This is a genomic window from Myxococcales bacterium (assembly GCA_016706225.1).
Classification (GTDB): Bacteria; Myxococcota_A; Polyangia; order Polyangiales; family Polyangiaceae; genus JADJKB01.
On the sequence record JADJKB010000005.1, the window covers coordinates 573,380 to 591,791 of the forward strand.

15 protein-coding genes are annotated in these 18,412 nt (G+C 67.0%); 6 read left to right on the top strand and 9 right to left on the bottom strand.

What is annotated here, in order from left to right:
- Nucleotides 1-43: 43 nt before the first annotated feature.
- Complete coding sequence (locus IPI67_10290) at nucleotides 44-1,045, bottom strand: pyridoxal-phosphate dependent enzyme (GenBank protein ID MBK7580581.1); 1,002 nt, start codon at nucleotides 1,043-1,045, stop codon at nucleotides 44-46.
- A gap of 96 nt (nucleotides 1,046-1,141) precedes the next feature.
- Here IPI67_10290 and IPI67_10295 point away from each other — a divergent pair, with 96 nt between their 5' ends.
- The 5 genes from IPI67_10295 to IPI67_10315 all read left to right on the top strand — a co-directional run bounded on the left by IPI67_10295 (nucleotide 1,142) and on the right by IPI67_10315 (nucleotide 6,217).
- Nucleotides 1,142-2,314: an ATP-dependent 6-phosphofructokinase gene (locus IPI67_10295; protein ID MBK7580582.1), complete on the top strand. Its 1,173-nt coding sequence runs from the start codon at nucleotides 1,142-1,144 to the stop codon at nucleotides 2,312-2,314.
- Nucleotides 2,315-2,402: 88 nt separating this feature from the next.
- Nucleotides 2,403-3,215, top strand: a complete 813-nt coding sequence (locus IPI67_10300) for a hypothetical protein (protein MBK7580583.1) — start codon at nucleotides 2,403-2,405, stop codon at nucleotides 3,213-3,215.
- A 113-nt stretch (nucleotides 3,216-3,328) separates the two neighbouring features.
- Nucleotides 3,329-3,667, top strand: a complete 339-nt coding sequence (locus IPI67_10305; GenBank protein MBK7580584.1) for a P-II family nitrogen regulator — start codon at nucleotides 3,329-3,331, stop codon at nucleotides 3,665-3,667.
- Nucleotides 3,668-3,700: 33 nt separating this feature from the next.
- On the top strand, nucleotides 3,701-5,113 hold the full coding sequence (gene glnA / locus IPI67_10310) for a type I glutamate--ammonia ligase (GenBank protein ID MBK7580585.1): 1,413 nt from the start codon (nucleotides 3,701-3,703) through the stop codon (nucleotides 5,111-5,113).
- A gap of 207 nt (nucleotides 5,114-5,320) precedes the next feature.
- Nucleotides 5,321-6,217 (top strand): GGDEF domain-containing protein, encoded by an 897-nt coding sequence (locus IPI67_10315; GenBank protein MBK7580586.1) that lies wholly within the window; start codon nucleotides 5,321-5,323, stop codon nucleotides 6,215-6,217.
- Between the two features lie 4 nt (nucleotides 6,218-6,221).
- Here IPI67_10315 and IPI67_10320 read toward each other — a convergent pair whose 3' ends face one another.
- The 6 genes from IPI67_10320 to IPI67_10345 all read right to left on the bottom strand — a co-directional run bounded on the left by IPI67_10320 (nucleotide 6,222) and on the right by IPI67_10345 (nucleotide 15,781).
- The gene (locus IPI67_10320; protein MBK7580587.1) at nucleotides 6,222-7,457 is read right to left on the bottom strand and encodes a putative metal-binding motif-containing protein; all 1,236 of its coding nucleotides are present in this window, start codon (nucleotides 7,455-7,457) and stop codon (nucleotides 6,222-6,224) included.
- 125 nt (nucleotides 7,458-7,582) lie between these two features.
- Complete coding sequence (locus IPI67_10325; protein ID MBK7580588.1) at nucleotides 7,583-8,887, bottom strand: putative metal-binding motif-containing protein; 1,305 nt, start codon at nucleotides 8,885-8,887, stop codon at nucleotides 7,583-7,585.
- Nucleotides 8,888-9,002: 115 nt separating this feature from the next.
- Nucleotides 9,003-10,202, bottom strand: a complete 1,200-nt coding sequence (locus IPI67_10330) for a choice-of-anchor L domain-containing protein (protein MBK7580589.1) — start codon at nucleotides 10,200-10,202, stop codon at nucleotides 9,003-9,005.
- 42 nt (nucleotides 10,203-10,244) lie between these two features.
- Nucleotides 10,245-11,477: a choice-of-anchor L domain-containing protein gene (locus tag IPI67_10335; GenBank protein MBK7580590.1), complete on the bottom strand. Its 1,233-nt coding sequence runs from the start codon at nucleotides 11,475-11,477 to the stop codon at nucleotides 10,245-10,247.
- Between the two features lie 201 nt (nucleotides 11,478-11,678).
- Entirely contained in the window at nucleotides 11,679-12,938 is a 1,260-nt protein-coding gene (locus IPI67_10340; GenBank protein MBK7580591.1) for a methionine adenosyltransferase, read from the bottom strand.
- Nucleotides 12,939-13,099: 161 nt separating this feature from the next.
- The gene (locus IPI67_10345) at nucleotides 13,100-15,781 is read right to left on the bottom strand and encodes a response regulator (protein ID MBK7580592.1); all 2,682 of its coding nucleotides are present in this window, start codon (nucleotides 15,779-15,781) and stop codon (nucleotides 13,100-13,102) included.
- Between the two features lie 30 nt (nucleotides 15,782-15,811).
- Between IPI67_10345 and IPI67_10350 the strand changes: the two genes are divergently transcribed.
- Nucleotides 15,812-16,849, top strand: coding sequence for an alpha/beta hydrolase family protein (locus IPI67_10350; GenBank protein ID MBK7580593.1), 1,038 nt, complete (start codon nucleotides 15,812-15,814; stop codon nucleotides 16,847-16,849).
- Nucleotides 16,850-16,872: 23 nt separating this feature from the next.
- On the opposite strand, the gene IPI67_10355 is transcribed toward IPI67_10350, so the two are convergent.
- Both IPI67_10355 and argJ read right to left on the bottom strand, forming a co-directional pair.
- Nucleotides 16,873-17,214, bottom strand: a complete 342-nt coding sequence (locus IPI67_10355) for a PDZ domain-containing protein (GenBank protein MBK7580594.1) — start codon at nucleotides 17,212-17,214, stop codon at nucleotides 16,873-16,875.
- Nucleotides 17,214-18,401 (bottom strand): bifunctional glutamate N-acetyltransferase/amino-acid acetyltransferase ArgJ, encoded by a 1,188-nt coding sequence (gene argJ / locus IPI67_10360; protein ID MBK7580595.1) that lies wholly within the window; start codon nucleotides 18,399-18,401, stop codon nucleotides 17,214-17,216. The genes IPI67_10355 and argJ overlap by 1 nt, the downstream gene beginning before the upstream one ends.
- Nucleotides 18,402-18,412: the final 11 nt, after the last annotated feature.

Sequence of the window (18,412 nt, forward strand, 5' to 3'; positions counted from 1 at the left end):
CACGAGCGAAGCGCGGCGAAAATCCGAAGGAATTTGGCGAATGTCAGGCTCTCGGGAGCAGCTTTCGGAGGGGCGGGGGCACGTGGGGTGGCGCGCCGACTAGCAGCGGCTCGAAGGGGGCGGCGGACAGGGTGTGCCAATACAGGACGATGCGCCGTCGAGCCGAGGGGCGCCGAACCTCGGCGAGGGCTCGGGCGAAGGTCTTCGCGGTGTAGGTCGCGTCGAGGGTCAAGCCGATCTCGTGTGCCCGCTCGGTTGCGTGATCGCCGGCCGCCGTGCGGTAGCCGTAGCCGGCGCCGCGCTGCCCCGCGTCGACCTCGAGGGCTCGGGACAGCCGCAGCACCCCCGCCTCGCCGCCGTCAGCACGCAGCGCGCTGCGCGCGAGCACCAGGACCATCGAGCGGGCCAGCGCCGCGTTCACGGCGACGGACACTCCGATGACGCGGCTCGGCAGTCCCTCTCGGAGTACGCCCGCGAGCAGCCCAGCCACGGTGCCGCCGGAGCCCAGCGGGGCCACGATCACATCGGGCTCCGGCAGCTCACCGCTCTGGATCTGTCCCAGCAGCTCGGCAACCGCCCGGGCATAAGCGAGGGTGCCCAGGGTGTTCGAGCCACCGGCCGGAAGGTAGTAGTCACCGAGGCGGAGCGTGCGCAGCAGGCCGAGCGGAACGCCGCTCATCGAGCCGACGCTCCGGACCTCGATGCCCTGGCCCAGCGATGCGCGCAGTGTCCGCTCGGCGTGCTCCGTCCAGGGCTGAGGGCACAGCACCGCGGTGACCCCAACGTCAATTTTGCGCGCGTGGATGGCCGTTGCCAGCACGTGGTGGCTGCCGCCGGCGCCGGTCGTGACGATGCGCCGCGCGCCCCGGGAACGGACCTCGGACAGGACCCACTCCAGTTTGCGGATCTTGTTGCCGCCGTATTCGGGGGCAGTGACACCGTCGTTCTTCACCCACAGCTCGGCGTGCTCCGTAGAGAGCAGGTCCGCACGAAATACCGGCGTGGGGTATTGCCCGAGCTCGAGAGGTAGCGGGAGAGGCTTCATCCAGAGTGCAATCGCTGCGGGGCTAGGCGAGAGCGCCGCGGACTCGCGCACGATGAGTCGTGAACGAGCCGCCCGTCTACACTAACATTCGCCTCCATGATCAAGAGGATTGCGATCAACACCGGGGGCGGGGACGCGCCCGGGCTCAACGCGGTGATTCGCGCCGTTGCGATCAGTGGCATCTCCCGCGGCTGGGAGGTGTTGGGGATCCGTTACGGCTACCGCGGTCTGCTCGACGAGCCCGACGGTGTGGTGTCCCTGGACCGCAACGCGGTGCGCGGCATCCACCACCTTGGCGGCACCATCCTGGGCAGCACCAACCGGAGCGACCCGTTCAACTATCCAGTGCTGAAATCTGGAGAGCTGGTGCCGACGGACGTGTCGGCGAGGGTGGTGGCTCGCTTCAAGCAGCTGGGCATCGACGCTCTGGTGGCCATCGGCGGTGACGGCTCGATTCGACTGGCTTCGCAGCTCCTCGAGCGGGGATTGCCCCGGGTCGTGGCCGTCCCCAAGACCATCGACAACGATCTGCCGGGGACCGATCTCACCTTTGGGTTCGACACCGCCGTGGCCACAGCCAGCGACGCCATCGACAAACTGCACACCACCGCGCAGGCGCACGAGCGAGTGATGGTGGTCGAGGTGATGGGCCGACATGCCGGTTGGATCGCGCTCTACTCGGGCATGGCCGGCGGCGCCGATGCGATTCTGATCCCGGAGATCCCGTTCGAAATCGAGCGAGTGTGCGCCAAGATCCGCTGGCGCGAGGCGATCAACCGGCGGTTCACCATCGTGGTCGTTGCCGAAGGAGCGACGCCCAAAGATGGCGCCGCGGTCTTCAAGGCGGAGGCCGGCAAGTTCAAGGAACACGGTCAGCTCGGGGGGATCGCCGAGCGGATCGCGGGTGAGCTTCAGACTCGCACCGGCAAGGAGGCCCGCAGCATCGTGCTGGGACACTTGCAGCGCGGTGGGAGCCCCGTGATGACCGACCGCGTGCTGTCGCTGCGCCTCGGTTGCGCAGCGACGCGTTTCATCGACGAGAGCACGGAAAGCGGGCTGGTCGCCGTTCGTGGCAGCCAGATCAAGCTGGTGCCGCTCGCGGAAGGCACCGCGAACAACCGCACCGTGCCGCTCGATTCGGACGCGCTCTTGTCGGCTCGCCAGCTCGGCATCTGTTTTGGTGACGAAGACCCCGAAGCGTTCGACGACTCGATCCCGCCGCCGCCGCCGTCGCTGCCGCCGTACAGAATGCTCAAGCCGAATCCCTGAACGATGTGCATCGCTTGGCGCTCTCGAGTGAGGCTCGGGCGCTGCCACGCGGTTCCATCGCCGCCCAAGAGCCTCTAGGGTCGTCGCCATGGCCAAGCTCGAGCTCGCCGAGCTCCTCCTCGGGCTGATGCTGCAACACGGGCACCCCGGCCAGTCGCCGTACTCGCGCGAGCTCGTGCCCGAGTGCCGCACGAACACCAAGGCTGCCGGCTGCGAGCTCGCGCCGGAGTGTGCCGAGCCATCGGCGCTCGCTGCTCCACCGAGTTACTCCGTCGCGCGCGGCGGCTGGACGCGGGTCGAGACGCGTCCGCACGCACTGCGCCGCTTCGCAGGCATCGCTCGCGCACTCGCTGCGACCTCGAAGCGCCTGTACGAATGCACGGAGCCGAGCTGCGAGCCGCTCGCCTGGCCAGGAAGCCAACGCTCCCTCGCCCTCGCCACACTCACGGTCGCGCTGCACGAGTCCGGACTTCGGGAGGACGTGCAGTTCGGACATCCACCCCTCGGGCGCGGTCCCCACCGCGAGGCGTGTCTGGTCCAGGTCGCGCTCGATCAAGGCCCACGCGTCGCCAGCTGGATCCCGAGTGCGGAGCGCGACGGCATCATCGCTGACGCAAGAGCGCGGGAGGAGTTCGCCAGTTCACTGCTCGGCGACACTGCTGCGGCGCTCGGACGTTGTTTCGAGGTCGGCATGCGACTGCTCTCGCGCTCCCGGCGCGCCTGCGGCGCCGCGGGCGTCGCGTGGGACTTCGGCATGTTCAGCCTGTACGGTGGGGGTCGGAGCTGCAATTTCCCGCCGATCGGGCGAACGCGGGCGAAGACATTTCGTGGCCTGGCCGCGGCGAAACCGGCGCCTTCCGACGAAATCACCGCGCTCTTGGCTCAGTCTTCCGAGCCGTGAACGTGTGGACAACTTGTGCCTGACTCTGACGTGCGTCGGAAACAATTCCGAAACACGGGGGGAGCTACTCCCGTCCGGCGCGCGGCGCTGGGCCGGACGCGCCGGAGTACGTCATGAAGAAGGTCGAAGCCATCATCAAACCCTTCAAGCTCGACGAGGTGAAGGACGCCCTGTCCGAGGTCGGCATCCAAGGTATGACGGTCACGGAGGTGAAGGGTTTCGGTCGCACCGGCGGCAAGAAGGAGGTCTACCGAGGTTCTGCCTACGTGGTCGACTTCGTGCCCAAGGTGAAGCTCGAGATCGTCGTGCCCGAGGCGATGGTCAAAGAGGTGATCGATGCCATCGAGAAGAGCGCCAAGACTGGGCGCATCGGCGACGGAAAGATCTTCGTCACGCCGATTGACGAGGCCGTGCGAATCCGAACCGGAGAGCGCGGCGAGGAAGCAATCTGAGCGGAGCCTGCGAGCTCCGAGGAGAACGAAGCAATGAATCCCAAGGAAGTCATCGAATACGGCAAGAAGAGCGGCGCGGTCATGGTCGACCTCAAGTTCATCGACCTGCCGGGCAAGTGGCAGCACACCTCGGTCCCCTTCGAGCGACTGGAGGTGGATAGCTTCGAGGATGGGTTCGGCTTCGACGGCTCGTCGATTCGCGGATTCCAGCCGATCAACCAGAGCGACATGCTGCTGATCCCGGACCCTGCGACGGCGGTCATGGATCCGTTCACCAAACACCCGACCTTGAGCCTCTTGTGCACGGTGCAGGACACCATCACGCGCCAGAACTACTCGCGCGACCCGCGCCACATCGCCAAGAAGGCGGAGGCCTACCTGAAGAGCACCGGCCTGGCCGATACCTGCTTTTTCGGCCCCGAAGCCGAGTTTTTCATCTTCGACGATGTGCGTTTCGACGCCAGCGGTCACGAGGCCTATTTCCGCATCGACTCCGTCGAGGCGGATTGGAACACCGGTCGCGACGAGCGCCCGAACCTTGGCCACAAGATCCGCCACAAGGAGGGTTACTTCCCGGTCTCGCCCCAGGACTCGCAGATGGATCTCCGCACGGACATCTGCCTGACGATGAAACAGGTCGGTATCGAGGTCGAGGTCAGCCACCACGAGGTCGCGACCGCCGGCCAGGGTGAGATCGACATGAAGTACGACAGCTTGGTGCGCTGCGCAGACAAGCTGATGTGGTTCAAACACATCGTGAAGAACGTCTCCCACAAGAACGGCAAGACTGCGACCTTCATGCCGAAGCCGATGTTCGGCGACAACGGCAACGGCATGCACTGCCACCAGTCGTTGTGGTCCGACGGCAAGCCGCTGTTCGCGGGCGACGGTTACGCGGGAATGTCGGACATGGCGCTGTTCTACATCGGCGGCATTCTCAAGCACGCGCGCAGCCTGGCGGCGCTCACCAACCCCACCACCAACAGCTACAAACGTCTGGTCCCGGGCTACGAGGCGCCGGTGAACTTGGCGTACTCGAGCCGCAACCGCTCGGCGGCCATTCGCATCTCGACGTACTCGGCGTCCCCGAAGTCACGTCGCATCGAGGTGCGGTTCCCCGATCCGACGGGCAACCCGTACATCACCTTCTCGGCGATGATGATGGCGGGGCTCGACGGGATTCAGAACAAGATCGACCCGGGTGATCCCCTCGACAAGGACATCTACTCACTCTCACCGGAAGAGCTCAAGGACGTGCCGCACATGCCCGCGTCCCTCGAAGAGAGCCTGGACGCCCTCGAGCGGGACCATCAGTACCTGCTGAAGGGCGACGTCTTCACCAAGGACGTCGTCAGCATGTGGCTCGAATACAAGCGTGAGAACGACCTCAAGCTCTCGCGCCTGCACCCGACGCCCATCGAGTACACGCTGTACTACGACATTTGAGCTCCCGCTTCCGCGTACGCGGTAAGGCCCCCGGCGGCTGTCTCGAAGGCGAGGCGGCCGCCGGCGTTTTGTCGGGGCGATTCGGCTGACCCGCTACGAACCAGCGAACCCCCTCGCGCCGGTCCGCCGTACAGCTCCCTACATTGTTTCGCCAGGGTCGCCGTCGCCAGGCGTGACGCGCGCTGTGATACGGTTCAAGTTCCCGAAGTGGCAGGAGACGACCTGTTCGAGACGACGGTGGAAGTCACCGTCACGCGTGACTTCACACGCTCGTGGCGCAAGAGCACGCCCGGTCAGGCATTCTTGGTCGTCATCGCCGGTCCGCGTCTCGGGCACCGCGTGCTGCTTGGGGAAGAGACCCTCGACATCGGCCGGGGCGTCGGCTGCGGCTTCCAGCTCGACCTCGACAGCGTCAGTCGCCTCCACGCGCGCATTCGCTGGGATGGAACGCGGCATTTCATCGAAGATCTGCGCTCTACCAACGGCACCTTCGTGAACGAAAACAAGGTCGGCGAACACCCCCTCACGGATGGTGACCGCGTTGGCATTGGCAAGGTGCTCTTGAAGTACCTCGCCGGTGGCAACGTCGAGGCGGCGTACCATGAGGAAATTCAGCGCCTCATGCGCTACGACGGCCTCACCGGCATCTTCAACCGCAGCCACTTCGACGAAACGCTGCACAACACCATGTGGCGCGCGCGCTTCGATGGTGCGCCGGTCAGCCTCATCATCTTCGACCTCGATCACTTCAAACAGGTCAACGACACCCATGGCCATCCTGCGGGTGACGCGGTGCTCAGGCAGTCCTCCGCCGTCGTCTCTCAGGTGCTCCCGCCCGGCACCGTCTTCGCCCGCACGGGTGGCGAAGAGTTTGCGATTCTGTGTCCGGGCGCCCCCGCGGCGCACGCCTGGCAGCTGGCGGAGCACGTGCGCCGCGCGGTCGAGGCGTCCACGTTCAGCTCCGAAGGCACGCGCATTCCCATCACCGTGAGCCTCGGCGTCGCCGAGCGCGTCGCGCCGGATGAAGCGCCCGAGAAGCTCTACGAGCGTGCCGACACGCAGCTCTACGCCGCCAAGGCGGCGGGTCGCAACTGCGTGCGCTGAACCGTCACTTCGGTGTCGGCACAGGGTTGGTGGTCGTGCCGGTTGCTTCGTCGGCGCTGAAGACAAAGTCGTCGATCAAGACGCTGGAGTCGAGCACGTGGTCGCCGGCGTCCCAGATGGCAAAGCGCAAGATCACCTCGCTGCCCGGCGCCACGGGGCTCTTGGTCTCGAGCCAGCCCGTTGCGCCGTGATCATCGTAGAGGGTCGTGTCCATGCCGAAGCCGGTCCCCTGGAGGATGCCGGTGCCGAGTGTGCACGCGAAGTTCTTGCCACCGGCGGAGCAGGGCGGTCCGCCACCACAACCGCAGGCCTCGAGGAAGCCGTTGTTCACACTGACCGGGTTGCCTTGGGTGTCGAACGAGATGTTGTCGAGCTTTGCGTTCGGCGGCGCTGGCATCTGGAGCGCAACGAACGAGTCGTTGTAGCTCGAGCACACGAAGTCCGGCCACTCGTAGGTGTAGAAGTTGAACTTGAAGGAGAAACTCTTCGAGTTGGTGGGCACGCGGATCTTCAGCTCGAGCGCGGCCGGATCGTTGGCCGTCGTGCCGGTGGTGTTGTTGCCCGGGCAAGTGGGTGAGTCCACCGGGAACCCAGCGGGCGGTGGGCTGGTCGTGCTCATGTCCTCGCCCCCGACATCCGCGTAGTCCGGCTCGGTCGGCTCACGGGCCGTGCCGCTGGACAGGCCGAGCATGCGCTTGCCCTCCTGGCAGTTCACGTTGGGTCCGAATTTCGGCAAGAGGCCGTGCCCCAGGTCGTTCATGCCCGGCGAGCCATCGGCCTTCACCCACTTGGCCTCGAGCACCCCCCACTTCTTGTCGCCGGCCGTGGCTTGCTGGCAAATGCCGATCGCGCGCGCGCCGTTCATGGGATCGAGATCGTCGACGCCGGTGATGGCGGAGTCACAGTCGACCGCGGCGTCGTCGGCCTTGCCGTTGCAGTCCTCGTCGACGTTGTTGCCCGGCACGTCGTAGGCGCCCGGGTTAGCGTTGGCGTCGCAGTCGTTGCAGTCGCCGTCTTGGCTCGTGAAGCCGTCCTTGTCTTGATCTTCGGTGGGGCCGGACTTGCAGCTCGAGCTCCCGCCGCCCGTGGCCCCGCCGCCGTCGATGACCAGCCCCCCGCCAGTGCCTCCTGCCGCGCTGCCGCCGATGTTCATGCCGCCGACTGCGCCTGCGCCCCCAACACCAGCGGCGCCGCCGGTGAACAGGTCGCCGCCGCCGCCCCGCCGCCAGCGCCGCCGCACGCCGCAACGGTGAGGGCCGCGAGGCCGGTCGATCCCAAGACAGACAAAGCTCGATTCTTCATGTTGGTTCTCACGGGTCGCGCGATGTTGGGGTGGCGCCTGGGGAAGGCCCCCAGTGCCAGGGTTCACTTGGGAGTGGGCACGGGTTTCGTCGTCGAGCCACCGGTGGCTTCATCTGCGCTGAACTTGAAGTTGTCGATCAGCACGGACGAGTCGAGGATGTGATCGCCAGCATCCCAGATGGCAAAGCGCAGCGTGATCTCGCTGCCGGGTGTGACCGGGGATTGGGTCTCGAGCCAGCCGGTCGCCGCATGCGGGTAGGTCGCCGAGTCACCAAAACCGGTGCCGTTCAGGATGGTCACGCCGAGGCTGCACGGGAACACCTTGCCGCCGGCCGTGCACGGAGCCCCGTTCTGGCATCCGCAAGCGTCCATGAAGCCGTTGTTCACGCTGACCGGGTTGCCCTGGCTGTCGAACGAGATGTTGCCGAGTGCTGCGTTCGGGGGCGCCGGCGTCTGCAGTGCGGCGAAGAAGTCGTTGTAGCTCGAGCAGACGAACCCCGGCCACTCGTACGAGTAGAAGTTGAAGTTGTAGGTGAAGCTCTTGGCGTTGGTGGGAACGCGGATCTTGAGCTCCAACGCGGCGGGGTCGTTGGCCGGCTTGCCCACCGTGGTCACCCCGGGACAGGTTGGAGTGTCGATGGGGAACTGCGGTGAGGGCGGCGGGCTGGTCGTGCCCATGTTGGCTCCCCCCACACTCTGGTAGCCGGGGTCAGTCGGCTGGCGCGCGGTGCCGCTCGAGAGCGCCAGGAGGCGCTTGCCTTCTTGCACGTTTACGTTCGGTCCAAACGCTTCGAGCAAGCCGTGGCTCAGTGGGTTCATGCCCGGGCTGCCGTCGGCCATCACGTATTTGGCCTCGAGCACGCCCCACTTCTTGTCGCCCGGCGACGCCTGCTGGCACAGTCCGATGGCGATGGCGCCATGCATTGCGTCGGTGTCGGCCAAATCGGTGATGCTGCCATCACAGTCGAACGCCGAATCGTCCGCCGTACCGTTGCAGTCTTCGTCGACGTTGTTTCCGGCGACGTCGTACGCGCCGGGGTTGGCGTTTGCGTCGCAGTCGTTGCAGTCGCCGTCTTGAACGCTGAAGCCGTCTTGGTCCTTGTCCTCGGTCGGCCCCGACGTGCAGCCTGTGCCGCTGCCGCCAGCGCCCGAGTCGGTGTCGATGATGATGCCGCCGCCGCTGCCGCCGCTGCCTGGATCACCACCGTAGTTCATGCCACCGGACGCGCCGGAGCCGCTGCTACCGACGCCGGCGGCGCCGCCCGAGAAGAGGTTGTCTGCGCTGCCGCCCGCCGAGCTGCTGCTGCAAGCACTCGAGAGCACACCCACACACACGGCGGAGGAAAGAACCAGGACTTTACGAATCATCTTCGCACCTCGCACGGAGTGAGCCGGCCTCCGTGTCTGCTCTGCAGTTTATCCGATGAACGGCGATTGTCGATCGAGAGACTGATGAGATCGTACGGCGCACATGCGTCGCGGGTCACTTTGGAACGGGCACTGGACTCGTGACGGGAATGTCGCCGCCCTCGGTGGACCAGGTGAAGTTGTCGATCAACACACTCGAGTCGAGGACCGGGTCGCCCATGTCCCAGATCGCAAAACGCAGCGTGAATTCGCTGCCCCCGGACACCGGAGACTGGGTCTCGAGCCAACCGGTCGCGGCGCCCGGCTCGAACCCGGTGCCTTGCAGCCCGGCAGTGCCGAGCGTGCAGGGGAAGAACTTTCCACCGGGACTCGACGCGCCCACGGTCGGATCGCACACCTCGAGGAAGCCGTTGTTCACGCTGACCGGGTTGGTCTTGGAGTCGAAGGAGATGTTGCCCTTGAGCGCGCTCGGAGGTGCGGGGCTCTGCAGCGCGACGAAGAAGTCGTTGAATTGCGTGCAGACGTAGCCCGGGAACTCGTAGGTGTAGAAATTGAAATTGAACCTGAAGCTCTTGGCGTTCAGTGGCGCCTTGATCTTGATCTCCAAGGCCACGGGGTTGAACGCCTGCGGGTCGTTGGCGGTCTGAACATTGGGGCAGGACGGTGAGTCGATGGGGAACCCGCTGGGGGTCGTGCCCATCGAGCCGGCGTCGAAGCCGCTGACGGGTTGGTAGCCGAGATCCGTGACCTGCCGAGCCGTCCCGCTGGAGAGACCCAACATGCGGGCGCCCTCCTGCACGTTCGTGTTCGAGCCAAATTGGGTCAGCAGCCCGTGTTGCAGCGGGTTGACCGGCGGGAAGCTGTCCGCGGGCGAGCCGTCCGCCTTGACGTATTTGGCCTCGATGACGCCCCATTTCACTCCATCAGAGACCTGACACAGGCCGATGGCCCTCGCTGCATTCATCGGGTCGTTATCCTCGACCGCGGTGATGGCGGCGTCGCAGTTGGGCGGGGGACCGTTGTCCGGGGTGCCGTCGCAGTCGTCGTCCTTGCCGTTGCCGGGAATGTCGATGGCGCCCGGCTCGGGCTTTCCCGGCGTGCAGGTCCAGCCCCCGCCGGAGCCGCCGCCCGTGCCGCCACCGTTGGTGCCGCCGAGGTTGATGCCCCCGCCGCCCCCGCCGCTGCCGCCGCCGCCGAAGCCAGTGCCATTGCCCGTGCCGCCGCCGCTGCTTCCCGCGCTGGAGCACCCGACCGCCGCCAACGCCACCAAGAGAGAGCCCGAAATCCCGATCAGAGTCAGTTTTGAGCGTGCCATGTGCCTGTCCAGAAGTGATGGGTTGAAGAGAAAAGCAAAGCCTCAGCGAGGGACGGGTTGGGTCACCGGAGTGCCACCGTCCCCGACGTCGAAGGTGAAATTGTCGATCAGCACCGTGGAGTCGAGCACCTCGTCTCCCATGTCCCAGATCGCGAATCGGAGTGTGATCTCGTAGCCGCCCGCGACCGGAGACTGGGTGTTGAGCCAGCCCGTCGCGGCGTGCCCTTCGAAGCCGGTCCCGTCGAGGGCGCTCGGCCCGAGCTTGCAATCGAACTGCTTGGTGCCCGCCGTCTGCGCGGCGCACACCTCGAGGTAGCCGTTGTTGACGCTGACCGGGTTGCCTTGCACGTCGAACGAGATGTTGCCATTCTGCGCGCTCTTTGGCGCAGGGCTCTGCAGTACGACGAAGAAGTCGTTGAACTGGGTGCAGACGAAGGCAGGGAATTCGTAGGTGTAGAAGTTGAAATCGAAGCTCAGCAGATTGGCGTTGGTGGGCGCGCGGATCACCAGCTCGAGGGCCGCGGGGTTGTTGGCGGCGTCGTCATTCGCGGTCTTGACGTTGCCACACGCCGGAGAATCGATGGGGAACCCTGGAGGGGTGTAGCTCGCCGTGCCGAGCTCGGCGCCATCCGGGCTCAGATAACCGGGATCGGTGGGTTGACGGGCCGTGCCGCTGGAGAGGGCCAGCATGTTGGCTCCGAGACGCGGCTTCACGTTGGGACCAAAACCCGGCAGAAGTCCGTGAGACACCGACGCCATGCCGATGGTGCCGTCGGCCTTGACGTACTTTGCGCTGACGAGCCCCCAGCTCTTTTCCGTCGCGATCCGGCAGATCCCCATCACGCGCGCCGCCAGCATCGGATCGGGGTCAGCGACGTCGACGTGGGTTGCATCGCAGTCGGCCGGTTCGTCGTCCGGGATCCCGTTGCAGTCCTCGTCGACGCCGTTCGCGCGGTAGTCGTACGCGCCTGGGTTCATCTGTTTCGTGCAGTCGTTGCAGTCGCCCTGGGCCGGCGTGAAGCCGTCCTTGTCGTTGTCTACGTTCGGATCCGTGGCGTTGCACGGGGGGGCCTCGGTGAGCTTGCCGCCGCTGCCGCCGTTGCCGCCGATGCTGATGCCGGTTCCCCCGGACCCTCCGCCGCCCACCGAGATACCGCCGTTGCCGCCGCTGCCGCCGCTGGCGGAAGAAGACGCGGAGCAGGCGAGGGCACACACACTTCCCATGCTCAGCGCGAGCAGAGAGAGAGCGAGCGCCGTGCGCGAGGTGTACCGCATGACCAACCGCCGAGCGCGCGGGGGCGCGCCGCGGCCAGCACCTCGAAGAGGGAGGTCTGCCGCTCCGGAAGGGTAGCTGCGGGGGCGGGTACTGTCACGCCGCTCCCCACATGGACACACAGCGTGTTTTCCCCAAAAATGTGGGGGTAAAACACGCTGAGTGGAATTTTCCGTGGCGGCTGAACGCCGCCCGACACGCTCTCAGGCTCGAGCGTGGGCCGCGCCCTTGCCGCCGGACTTCTTCTTCTTGCTCTTGCCGTGACCGTTGCTGCCGCCGTTGCTGCCCTTGGTCGCGCTCTTCGCCTTGCCGGGCAGTAGATCGTCGGCCATGCGCGCTGCGCGCTCGGTGCTCTCCCAGCTGAACTCCTTGCGGCCGAAGTGACCGTACGCGGCGGTCTTGCGGTAGATCGGCATGAGCAGATCGAGCTCCTCGATCAGCGCCTTCGGCCGCATGTCGAACTTGTCGGCGACGTACTTCTGCAAGACCTCGTCACTGACGACGCCGGTGCCGAACGTGTGCACGTAGACACCGACGGGGCGCGCGACGCCGATGGCGTAGGCGACCTGCACCTCGACGCGGCGCGCGAGCTTGGCCGCGACGATGTTCTTCGCGACGTAGCGCGCGTAGTAACAAGCCGAGCGGTCGACCTTGCTCGGGTCCTTGCCGCTGAAAGCTCCGCCACCGTGGCGCCCCATGCCGCCGTAGGTGTCGACGATGATCTTGCGGCCAGTGAGGCCCGCGTCCCCGAACGGTCCACCGATGACAAATCGCCCCGTGGGGTTGATGAAGTACTTGGTGTGTTTGTCGAGCAGGCCCGCTGGAAGGCTCTTTTTCACGCACAGCTCCATCACGGCTTCTTTCAGCGTCTTGTACTTCACGTCGGCGCTGTGCTGCGTCGAGATCACCACGGCGTCGATGCGCGTCGGGCGGTCGTTCTCGTACTCGACGGTGACCTGGCTCTTGCTGTCGGGTCGGAGGAAGTCGACCTTGCCGGCCTTGCGCACGTCCGCCAGCCGCTTGACCAGCTGGTGCGAGAACATGATGGGGGCCGGCATCAGCTCCGGCGTCTCGTCACAGGCGTAGCCGAACATCAGGCCCTGATCGCCGGCGCCCTGCTCCTTGTGGAGCCCTTGGCCTTCGGTCACACCCTGGGAGATGTCCGGGGACTGAGGCTCGATGGCGGCGAGGATGCCGCAGGTCGTGGCGTCGAAGCCCATCTCGGAGCTCGTGTAACCGATGTCGCGAATGACTCCCCGGGCGATCTTGCCGAAATCGAGATCCGCGGTGGTGGTGATCTCGCCGGCCACCACGACGAAGCCCGTCTTGCACAGCGTCTCACAGGCAACGCGGCTGCGCGGGTCGTGGGTGAGGCAGGCATCGACCACGGCGTCCGAGATCTGGTCGCAGATCTTGTCGGGATGGCCTTCGCTGACGGACTCGGAAGTGAACAGATGGGTCATGTTGGCTCTCGTGTGATGCGTTGATCGCGGCCCGCGTTCGCCTGCGCCGGAAATGCCCGGGGGCTCAGCGAGAGGCGGCGCACCCTAGCACCGGAAACGCAGCTTGCGCCCAGGAAAACCGCCCCGCCGCCAGGCTGCCGGAAATCCAGTCGGTTCGTCCCTCAGCCCGCGCGTTTTTTCGCGAGCAGCGAGTCGAGGGCGCGGACCAACTCGGCCGCATCCGCCGGCTTGGTCAGGTAGAGATCGGCGCCGGCGTCCATGCCGCGCAGCGTGTCGATGCGCGCGTCCTTGCTGGTCACCATCACGATCGGCACGTTCTCGTAGCGAGGATCTTTGCGCAGCGCGCGGGTCAGCTCGTAGCCGTCGAGCTTCGGCATCATCACGTCGGTGCTGACGGCGTCGAAGCGTTCCGATCGGCAGAGCTCCAGTGCGACGGCGCCATCCTCGGCCGCCACCACGTCGAATCCCGCGCGGGTGAGCTCGCGGCGGATGGCCTCGCGGATGACGTCGCTGTCTTCCGCGATCAGCACGCGGGCGCGGGATTTGGCCTTGAGTTGCGCGCGGGCGGGCAGCGGGCGTACCCCCGCGGGCTCCCGCGCACGGCGCGCGACCTCCGCGAGATCGACGACCAACAGCACGCGATCTCCGATCAGCGTCGCGCCTGCCGCGCAGCGGGCCCCGGCCAGGAGCGGTCCGAGTGATTTGATCACGACCTCGTGGCGGCCGAGCAACTGCTCGACCCGGAGCCCGAGCCGGTCGGAGCCGGCGTCGACGATCACCACCGCGGCCTCGCCGGCATCGGCGAGGGAACCGTCGCGCGCCAGGCCGAGCACGTCGGCCAGGTCGACGACGGGCACGAGGCGATCGTTGACCCTCAGGCACACGCCGTCGGCGACGGCCTCGAGATCCCCGGGGCGGAGGGTCTCTCCGCTCACCACCGCGTCGAGGGGGATGGCCAGCAGCTCACCGCCGACCCGCGCCGCGAGCACCTGGGTGATGGCCAGCGTCAGCGGCAGCCTGAGCTCCATGCGGGTGCCCACGCCGAGCTCCGAAGAAATGACGATGCTGCCTTTCAGCTTGGCGATGGCGTCGCGCACCACGTCCATGCCCACCCCGCGACCCGAGACGTCGGAGACGGCCGCCGCGGTGGAGAAACCAGCACGAAAGATCAGATCGAAGCTCGCGCGGTCGTCCAGGGCAGCGGCTTCTTCGGCGCTGAGGATGCCCTTCTCGATGGCCTTCTGGCGCAGGCGCTCCGGATCCATGCCACCGCCGTCGTCGCTGATGGTGACGACGATCTGGCCACCCCGTTGGTGCGCGGCGAGACGCACCAGCCCTGCACGAGGTTTGCCCCTGAGCACGCGCTGGTCCGGCAGCTCGACGCCGTGATCGACGGCGTTGCGCACCAGATGCAACAGCGGATCTTCGAGCCGCTCCACGAGCACCTTGTCGAGCTCGGTCTCGGCGCCTTCGAGCTCGACCCGCACTTCTTTCTCGAGCTTGCCGCCGAGCTCTCGCACCGTGCGTTGGTATTTGGTGAACAGCCGCGCGATGGGCACCATGCGCAGCTTCATCACGTTGTCGCGCAGCTGATCCACCGCGAGGCCGAGGCCGCCGAGTCCCGCATCGAGATCACTCCAGGTCTCTCGCAACACCCGCTCGGTGCGCTGTAGATCGTCGAGGGCGCCGGCGGCCCCGGGGCGATCGCCGTCGGGAGCGGCGAGCGCCGTCAGCTTCTTGCGGAGCTGCGTGACTTCCCGGAGCAATGCACCTTGCACCTCCGCTGCCGTGGTCAGGCGGCCGCGGGCGAGCACCACCTCACCCACCAGGTTCAGCAGCTGATCGACCTTCTCGAACTCGATGCGCAGAGTGCTGGCCGCGGCGGGCGCCGCGGCGGGGGTCGCGGTCGCCGCGGCGGGGCGAGCTCCTGCTGGTTTTTCGGCCGAATGGACCGCAGCCGGCGCGGCCCCCTCCGCTCTGGGCGTCGGCTTCTGGCGGGGCGCTTTGGGATCCTTCAGTCGGCGCAAGAGGTCGCTCACGTCGACGTCGATCGGTGCGCGAGCGCGGGCCCGCTCGACGATGGCGCGCAGCGAGTCGAGGGTCTCGAGCAGTAGATCGACCAGCGCGCGATCACACTCGCGCTTGCCGTCCCGCAGCTCACCGATCAGATCTTCTGCGAGGTGGGCGACCCGGTTCAATTTCTTGAGACCGGCGAAGGCGCTGCCTCCCTTCAGGGTGTGCAGATCGCGGAAGACCTCGCTGACCAGCTCCTTGTTGTCGGACTGCTCCTCCAGCACCAGCAGGCGTTCGGCCAGACCGTCGAGCCGCTCGCCGCACTCGTCGAGAAACGCCGCGACCATGTCCTCCGCCAGGGCCGGAACCCAGATGGTCTCGTCATCCGCTGACGCAGCGTCGGGGGCGGCGGGAGCTTCGCCGGGTAGCGCGCTGCGTGCGTTCGAGTCGTCGCTGGCGATGCCGCTCCCCAGGCGTGCCGCGTGTTCGAGCAGCGCGGCCTCATCGACCCGGGCACCCGACTCGTCGCCGTGGCTGAGCGCCTCGATGCTGTCCTCGAGGGTATCGAGCGCGGCCTCGAGGTCGGCCTGCGGCGCGGTCGCCGCGTGAGCGGCCGCGCGGGCGAGCGCCGTCACCCCTTCGGCGCCGAGCAGGGCCGCGTCGACCGCGAAGGGCACGAGGGCAGCGGCGAGCTCGCGGGCGCGGTCCCCCGCGTCCTCGTGTTCGAGCGCCGTTCGCGCGGCGCCAATGCGAGCTGGCGCCAGCGCCAAGAACAGCTCGTAGATCTCTGCAGACCCCGCGCTCAAGGTGGGCGCGAGGCTAGCACTCATTCGCTCTAGCCCGATATACTCAGCACCCTCATGGGCTACGGAAAGAGCGCGGACCGCGTGGCCGGGGCCTTGTCGCGCCTCTTGCACGTGCGTGGCGCCAAGCAAAATACCATCGGCTACCTGCACCAATACTTGGACTTGCCGGCCGATCGGCTGTTTCCCGAGCCGCGGGCAATCAGTGATCTCGGCATTCGGCGGACGTTGGTCGACCGCGCGCTTCGAACCTCTACGCTGAGCTGGACCAGCACCCACGAGGTGCTCTGTCCCCGCTACCGGCAGCGCCACGAGCACGAGTACGCGGCGAACCTCAAGGCCCACGCTCGCTGGATCCGCCCCGAGGGTAGCCAGCGGAAGACCTGTCTGATCTACGTGCACGGCTGGCTCGAGCCGGGCTCGTGGGCGGAAGAGACGACCCTGTTCCGCAAGTGGCAGAAGGAGCTCGACACCGACATCGTGCACGTCGCGCTGCCGTTTCACGGCTCACGCAAACCCCGCGAGGCGCTCTTCAGCGGAGAGTTCTTCTGGACGGCGGATCTCGTGCGTTCGATGGAGGGAGTGCGGCAGGCGTTGTGCGACACCCGCAGCATGATGGCCTGGCTGCGGGCTCGCGGTTATTCACGCGTCGGCGTCACGGGCATCAGCCTCGGCGGCGCCCTCACCATGCTGCTCGCGTGTGTCGAGCCGCTGCCGGACTTCATCGTGCCGATCATCTCGCACCTGGAGCTCGAGTCGGCGGTGGAAGATGCGCCGATCTTGTGGCGCATGAAGCAGGATCTGGAGCACTGGGGTGTGGACCGGGAGCAGCGCAAGGATCTGTTCCGGCGGCTCGGGCTCTCCAGCTACAAACCGCGCCTTTTGCCCGAGCGTCAGCTGTGGATCCAGGCCATGGAGGACGTGTACATCGACGCGGGTCTGGCGGAGGCGCAGTGGCGCGAGTGGGGCAAACCTCAGATCCTCTGGATCGAGGGCGGGCACATGACGTTCCCGCTGCACATCGACGAGATCACCAAGCGCATTGACGGGTTCTTGCATGGGCTCGACGCCGAGGGCGCTGCTGGGCCGAAGTGATGGGCCGGGGCGGCGGGCGCCGCTCAGCGTCGGAGCGGTAATCCGGGGCGTTTCGCCGGCGTCCGTTTCAGGGTCACGCGCAGGACCTCCTCGCCGCGGAGCAGCGTGAGCCGCACGGGTGTGCCGACCTCACCGGACAGGGTGGAGTGCAGGGCCTTCGCGTCGAGACTTCGCACGTCCATGCCTTCGACGAGCAGCACCTCGTCGCCTGCTCGCAGACCGGCCTTGTCGGAGGCGAGCCCCTTCGGGACCTCGTGCACGATCAACCGACCGTCGTCTTGCTGCGCGAACACGGCGCCGACGGTGCCCTGCGGCGGCGCGCATGCGAAGTAGGACGAGAGCAGAAGGCCGGCCAGGCGACGCATCACGATCGGTAGCCGGCGTTGACGTCGACGTAGCCGTGACCGAGATCCGAGGTCAGATAACGGGCCTCACCCGGTCCGTCGCCGAGCTCGAGGGTGACGCGGTAGCTGGGCTCTGCGAAAATACGTGCGGCCTGCTTCTCGGCCTCGGCTCCGACGGCGACGCCGCCGCGGACGATGGTGACGTCGTTCACGTCGATGCGAGCGCGGTGGGGATCGAACTTCACTCCGGCGCGGCCCGCGGCGGCCAGCAGTCGTCCCCAGTTGGCGTCTTGTCCGAAGAGGGCGGTCTTGACCAGCAGCGAGGTGGCGACGGTGCGTGCGATGGTGCGCGCGTCGGCGGCGTTTCCGATGCCGCGTACGATGATCTCGGCGACGTGGTTGGCGCCTTCCCCGTCCGCGACCATGTCCCGCGCGAGCTTCTGGCAGACGCTGGACAGGGCGGCCAGGAGCTCACTCTCGTTCGGAGTCGAGCCAGATTTTCCGGAAGCCAGGCACAAGACCGTGTCGTTCGTGCTGGTGTCGCCGTCCACACTCACGGCGTTGAACGAAGCCTCCGAGGCTTGGAACAAACAACGTTCGAGCAAGGCGCGCTCGACGCTGGCGTCCGTGAAAAGGAACGCGAGCATCGTGGCGTGAGGGGGCCCGAGATCGGGGTGGATCATGCCGGCGCCTTTGGCGATGCCGAGCACGCTTGCGTTGCCGAGGGTTGCGCTCGCGACCTTTGCGCCGCGATCGGTGGTCAGGATGGCGCGCGAGAAGGCGTCCCAGCCCTCGGGGCTGAGGTTGTCGACCAGCTCGGTCGCGCGCGCCGAGATCTTGTCGGCCGGCAAGAGCGCGCCGATCACGCCGGTGGACGCGGGCAGCACGTGGTCGGGCGAGATGTCGAGGGCTCGAGCGATGGCGTCGGTCGAGGCGAGGGTTGCCGTTTCACCGGGCTCACCAGTGCAGGCGTTGGCGCAACCGGCGTTGACGACGATGGCGCGGGCCACACCTGAGCGCACCCGTCGCTCGGCGACCTCGACGGGCGCCGCCCGCACGAGGTTGCGGGTGAACACACCCGCGGCGACGGCGTCATCGTCGCTGACCGCGAGGGCGAGGTCGATGCGACCATCCTTGCGGATCCCGGCCGAAACGGCCGCGAAACGGAAACCCGAGGGCACGGCGATTGCGCTCACTTGACTCACCATCCGGCGTGCGT

Excerpts from the sequence above, each read along its gene's own strand:
- IPI67_10290 (MBK7580581.1), bottom strand. The coding sequence starts at position 1,045 with ATGAAGCCTCTCCCGCTACCTCTCGAGCTCGGGCAATACCCCACGCCG.
- IPI67_10295 (MBK7580582.1), top strand. The coding sequence starts at position 1,142 with ATGATCAAGAGGATTGCGATCAACACCGGGGGCGGGGACGCGCCCGGG.
- IPI67_10300 (MBK7580583.1), top strand. The coding sequence starts at position 2,403 with ATGGCCAAGCTCGAGCTCGCCGAGCTCCTCCTCGGGCTGATGCTGCAA.
- IPI67_10305 (MBK7580584.1), top strand. The coding sequence starts at position 3,329 with ATGAAGAAGGTCGAAGCCATCATCAAACCCTTCAAGCTCGACGAGGTG.
- glnA (MBK7580585.1), top strand. The coding sequence starts at position 3,701 with ATGAATCCCAAGGAAGTCATCGAATACGGCAAGAAGAGCGGCGCGGTC.
- IPI67_10325 (MBK7580588.1), bottom strand. The coding sequence starts at position 8,887 with ATGATTCGTAAAGTCCTGGTTCTTTCCTCCGCCGTGTGTGTGGGTGTG.
- IPI67_10330 (MBK7580589.1), bottom strand. The coding sequence starts at position 10,202 with ATGGCACGCTCAAAACTGACTCTGATCGGGATTTCGGGCTCTCTCTTG.
- IPI67_10335 (MBK7580590.1), bottom strand. The coding sequence starts at position 11,477 with ATGCGGTACACCTCGCGCACGGCGCTCGCTCTCTCTCTGCTCGCGCTG.
- IPI67_10340 (MBK7580591.1), bottom strand. The coding sequence starts at position 12,938 with ATGACCCATCTGTTCACTTCCGAGTCCGTCAGCGAAGGCCATCCCGAC.
- IPI67_10345 (MBK7580592.1), bottom strand. The coding sequence starts at position 15,781 with ATGAGTGCTAGCCTCGCGCCCACCTTGAGCGCGGGGTCTGCAGAGATC.
- IPI67_10350 (MBK7580593.1), top strand. The coding sequence starts at position 15,812 with ATGGGCTACGGAAAGAGCGCGGACCGCGTGGCCGGGGCCTTGTCGCGC.
- IPI67_10355 (MBK7580594.1), bottom strand. The coding sequence starts at position 17,214 with ATGCGTCGCCTGGCCGGCCTTCTGCTCTCGTCCTACTTCGCATGCGCG.
- argJ (MBK7580595.1), bottom strand. The coding sequence starts at position 18,401 with ATGGTGAGTCAAGTGAGCGCAATCGCCGTGCCCTCGGGTTTCCGTTTC.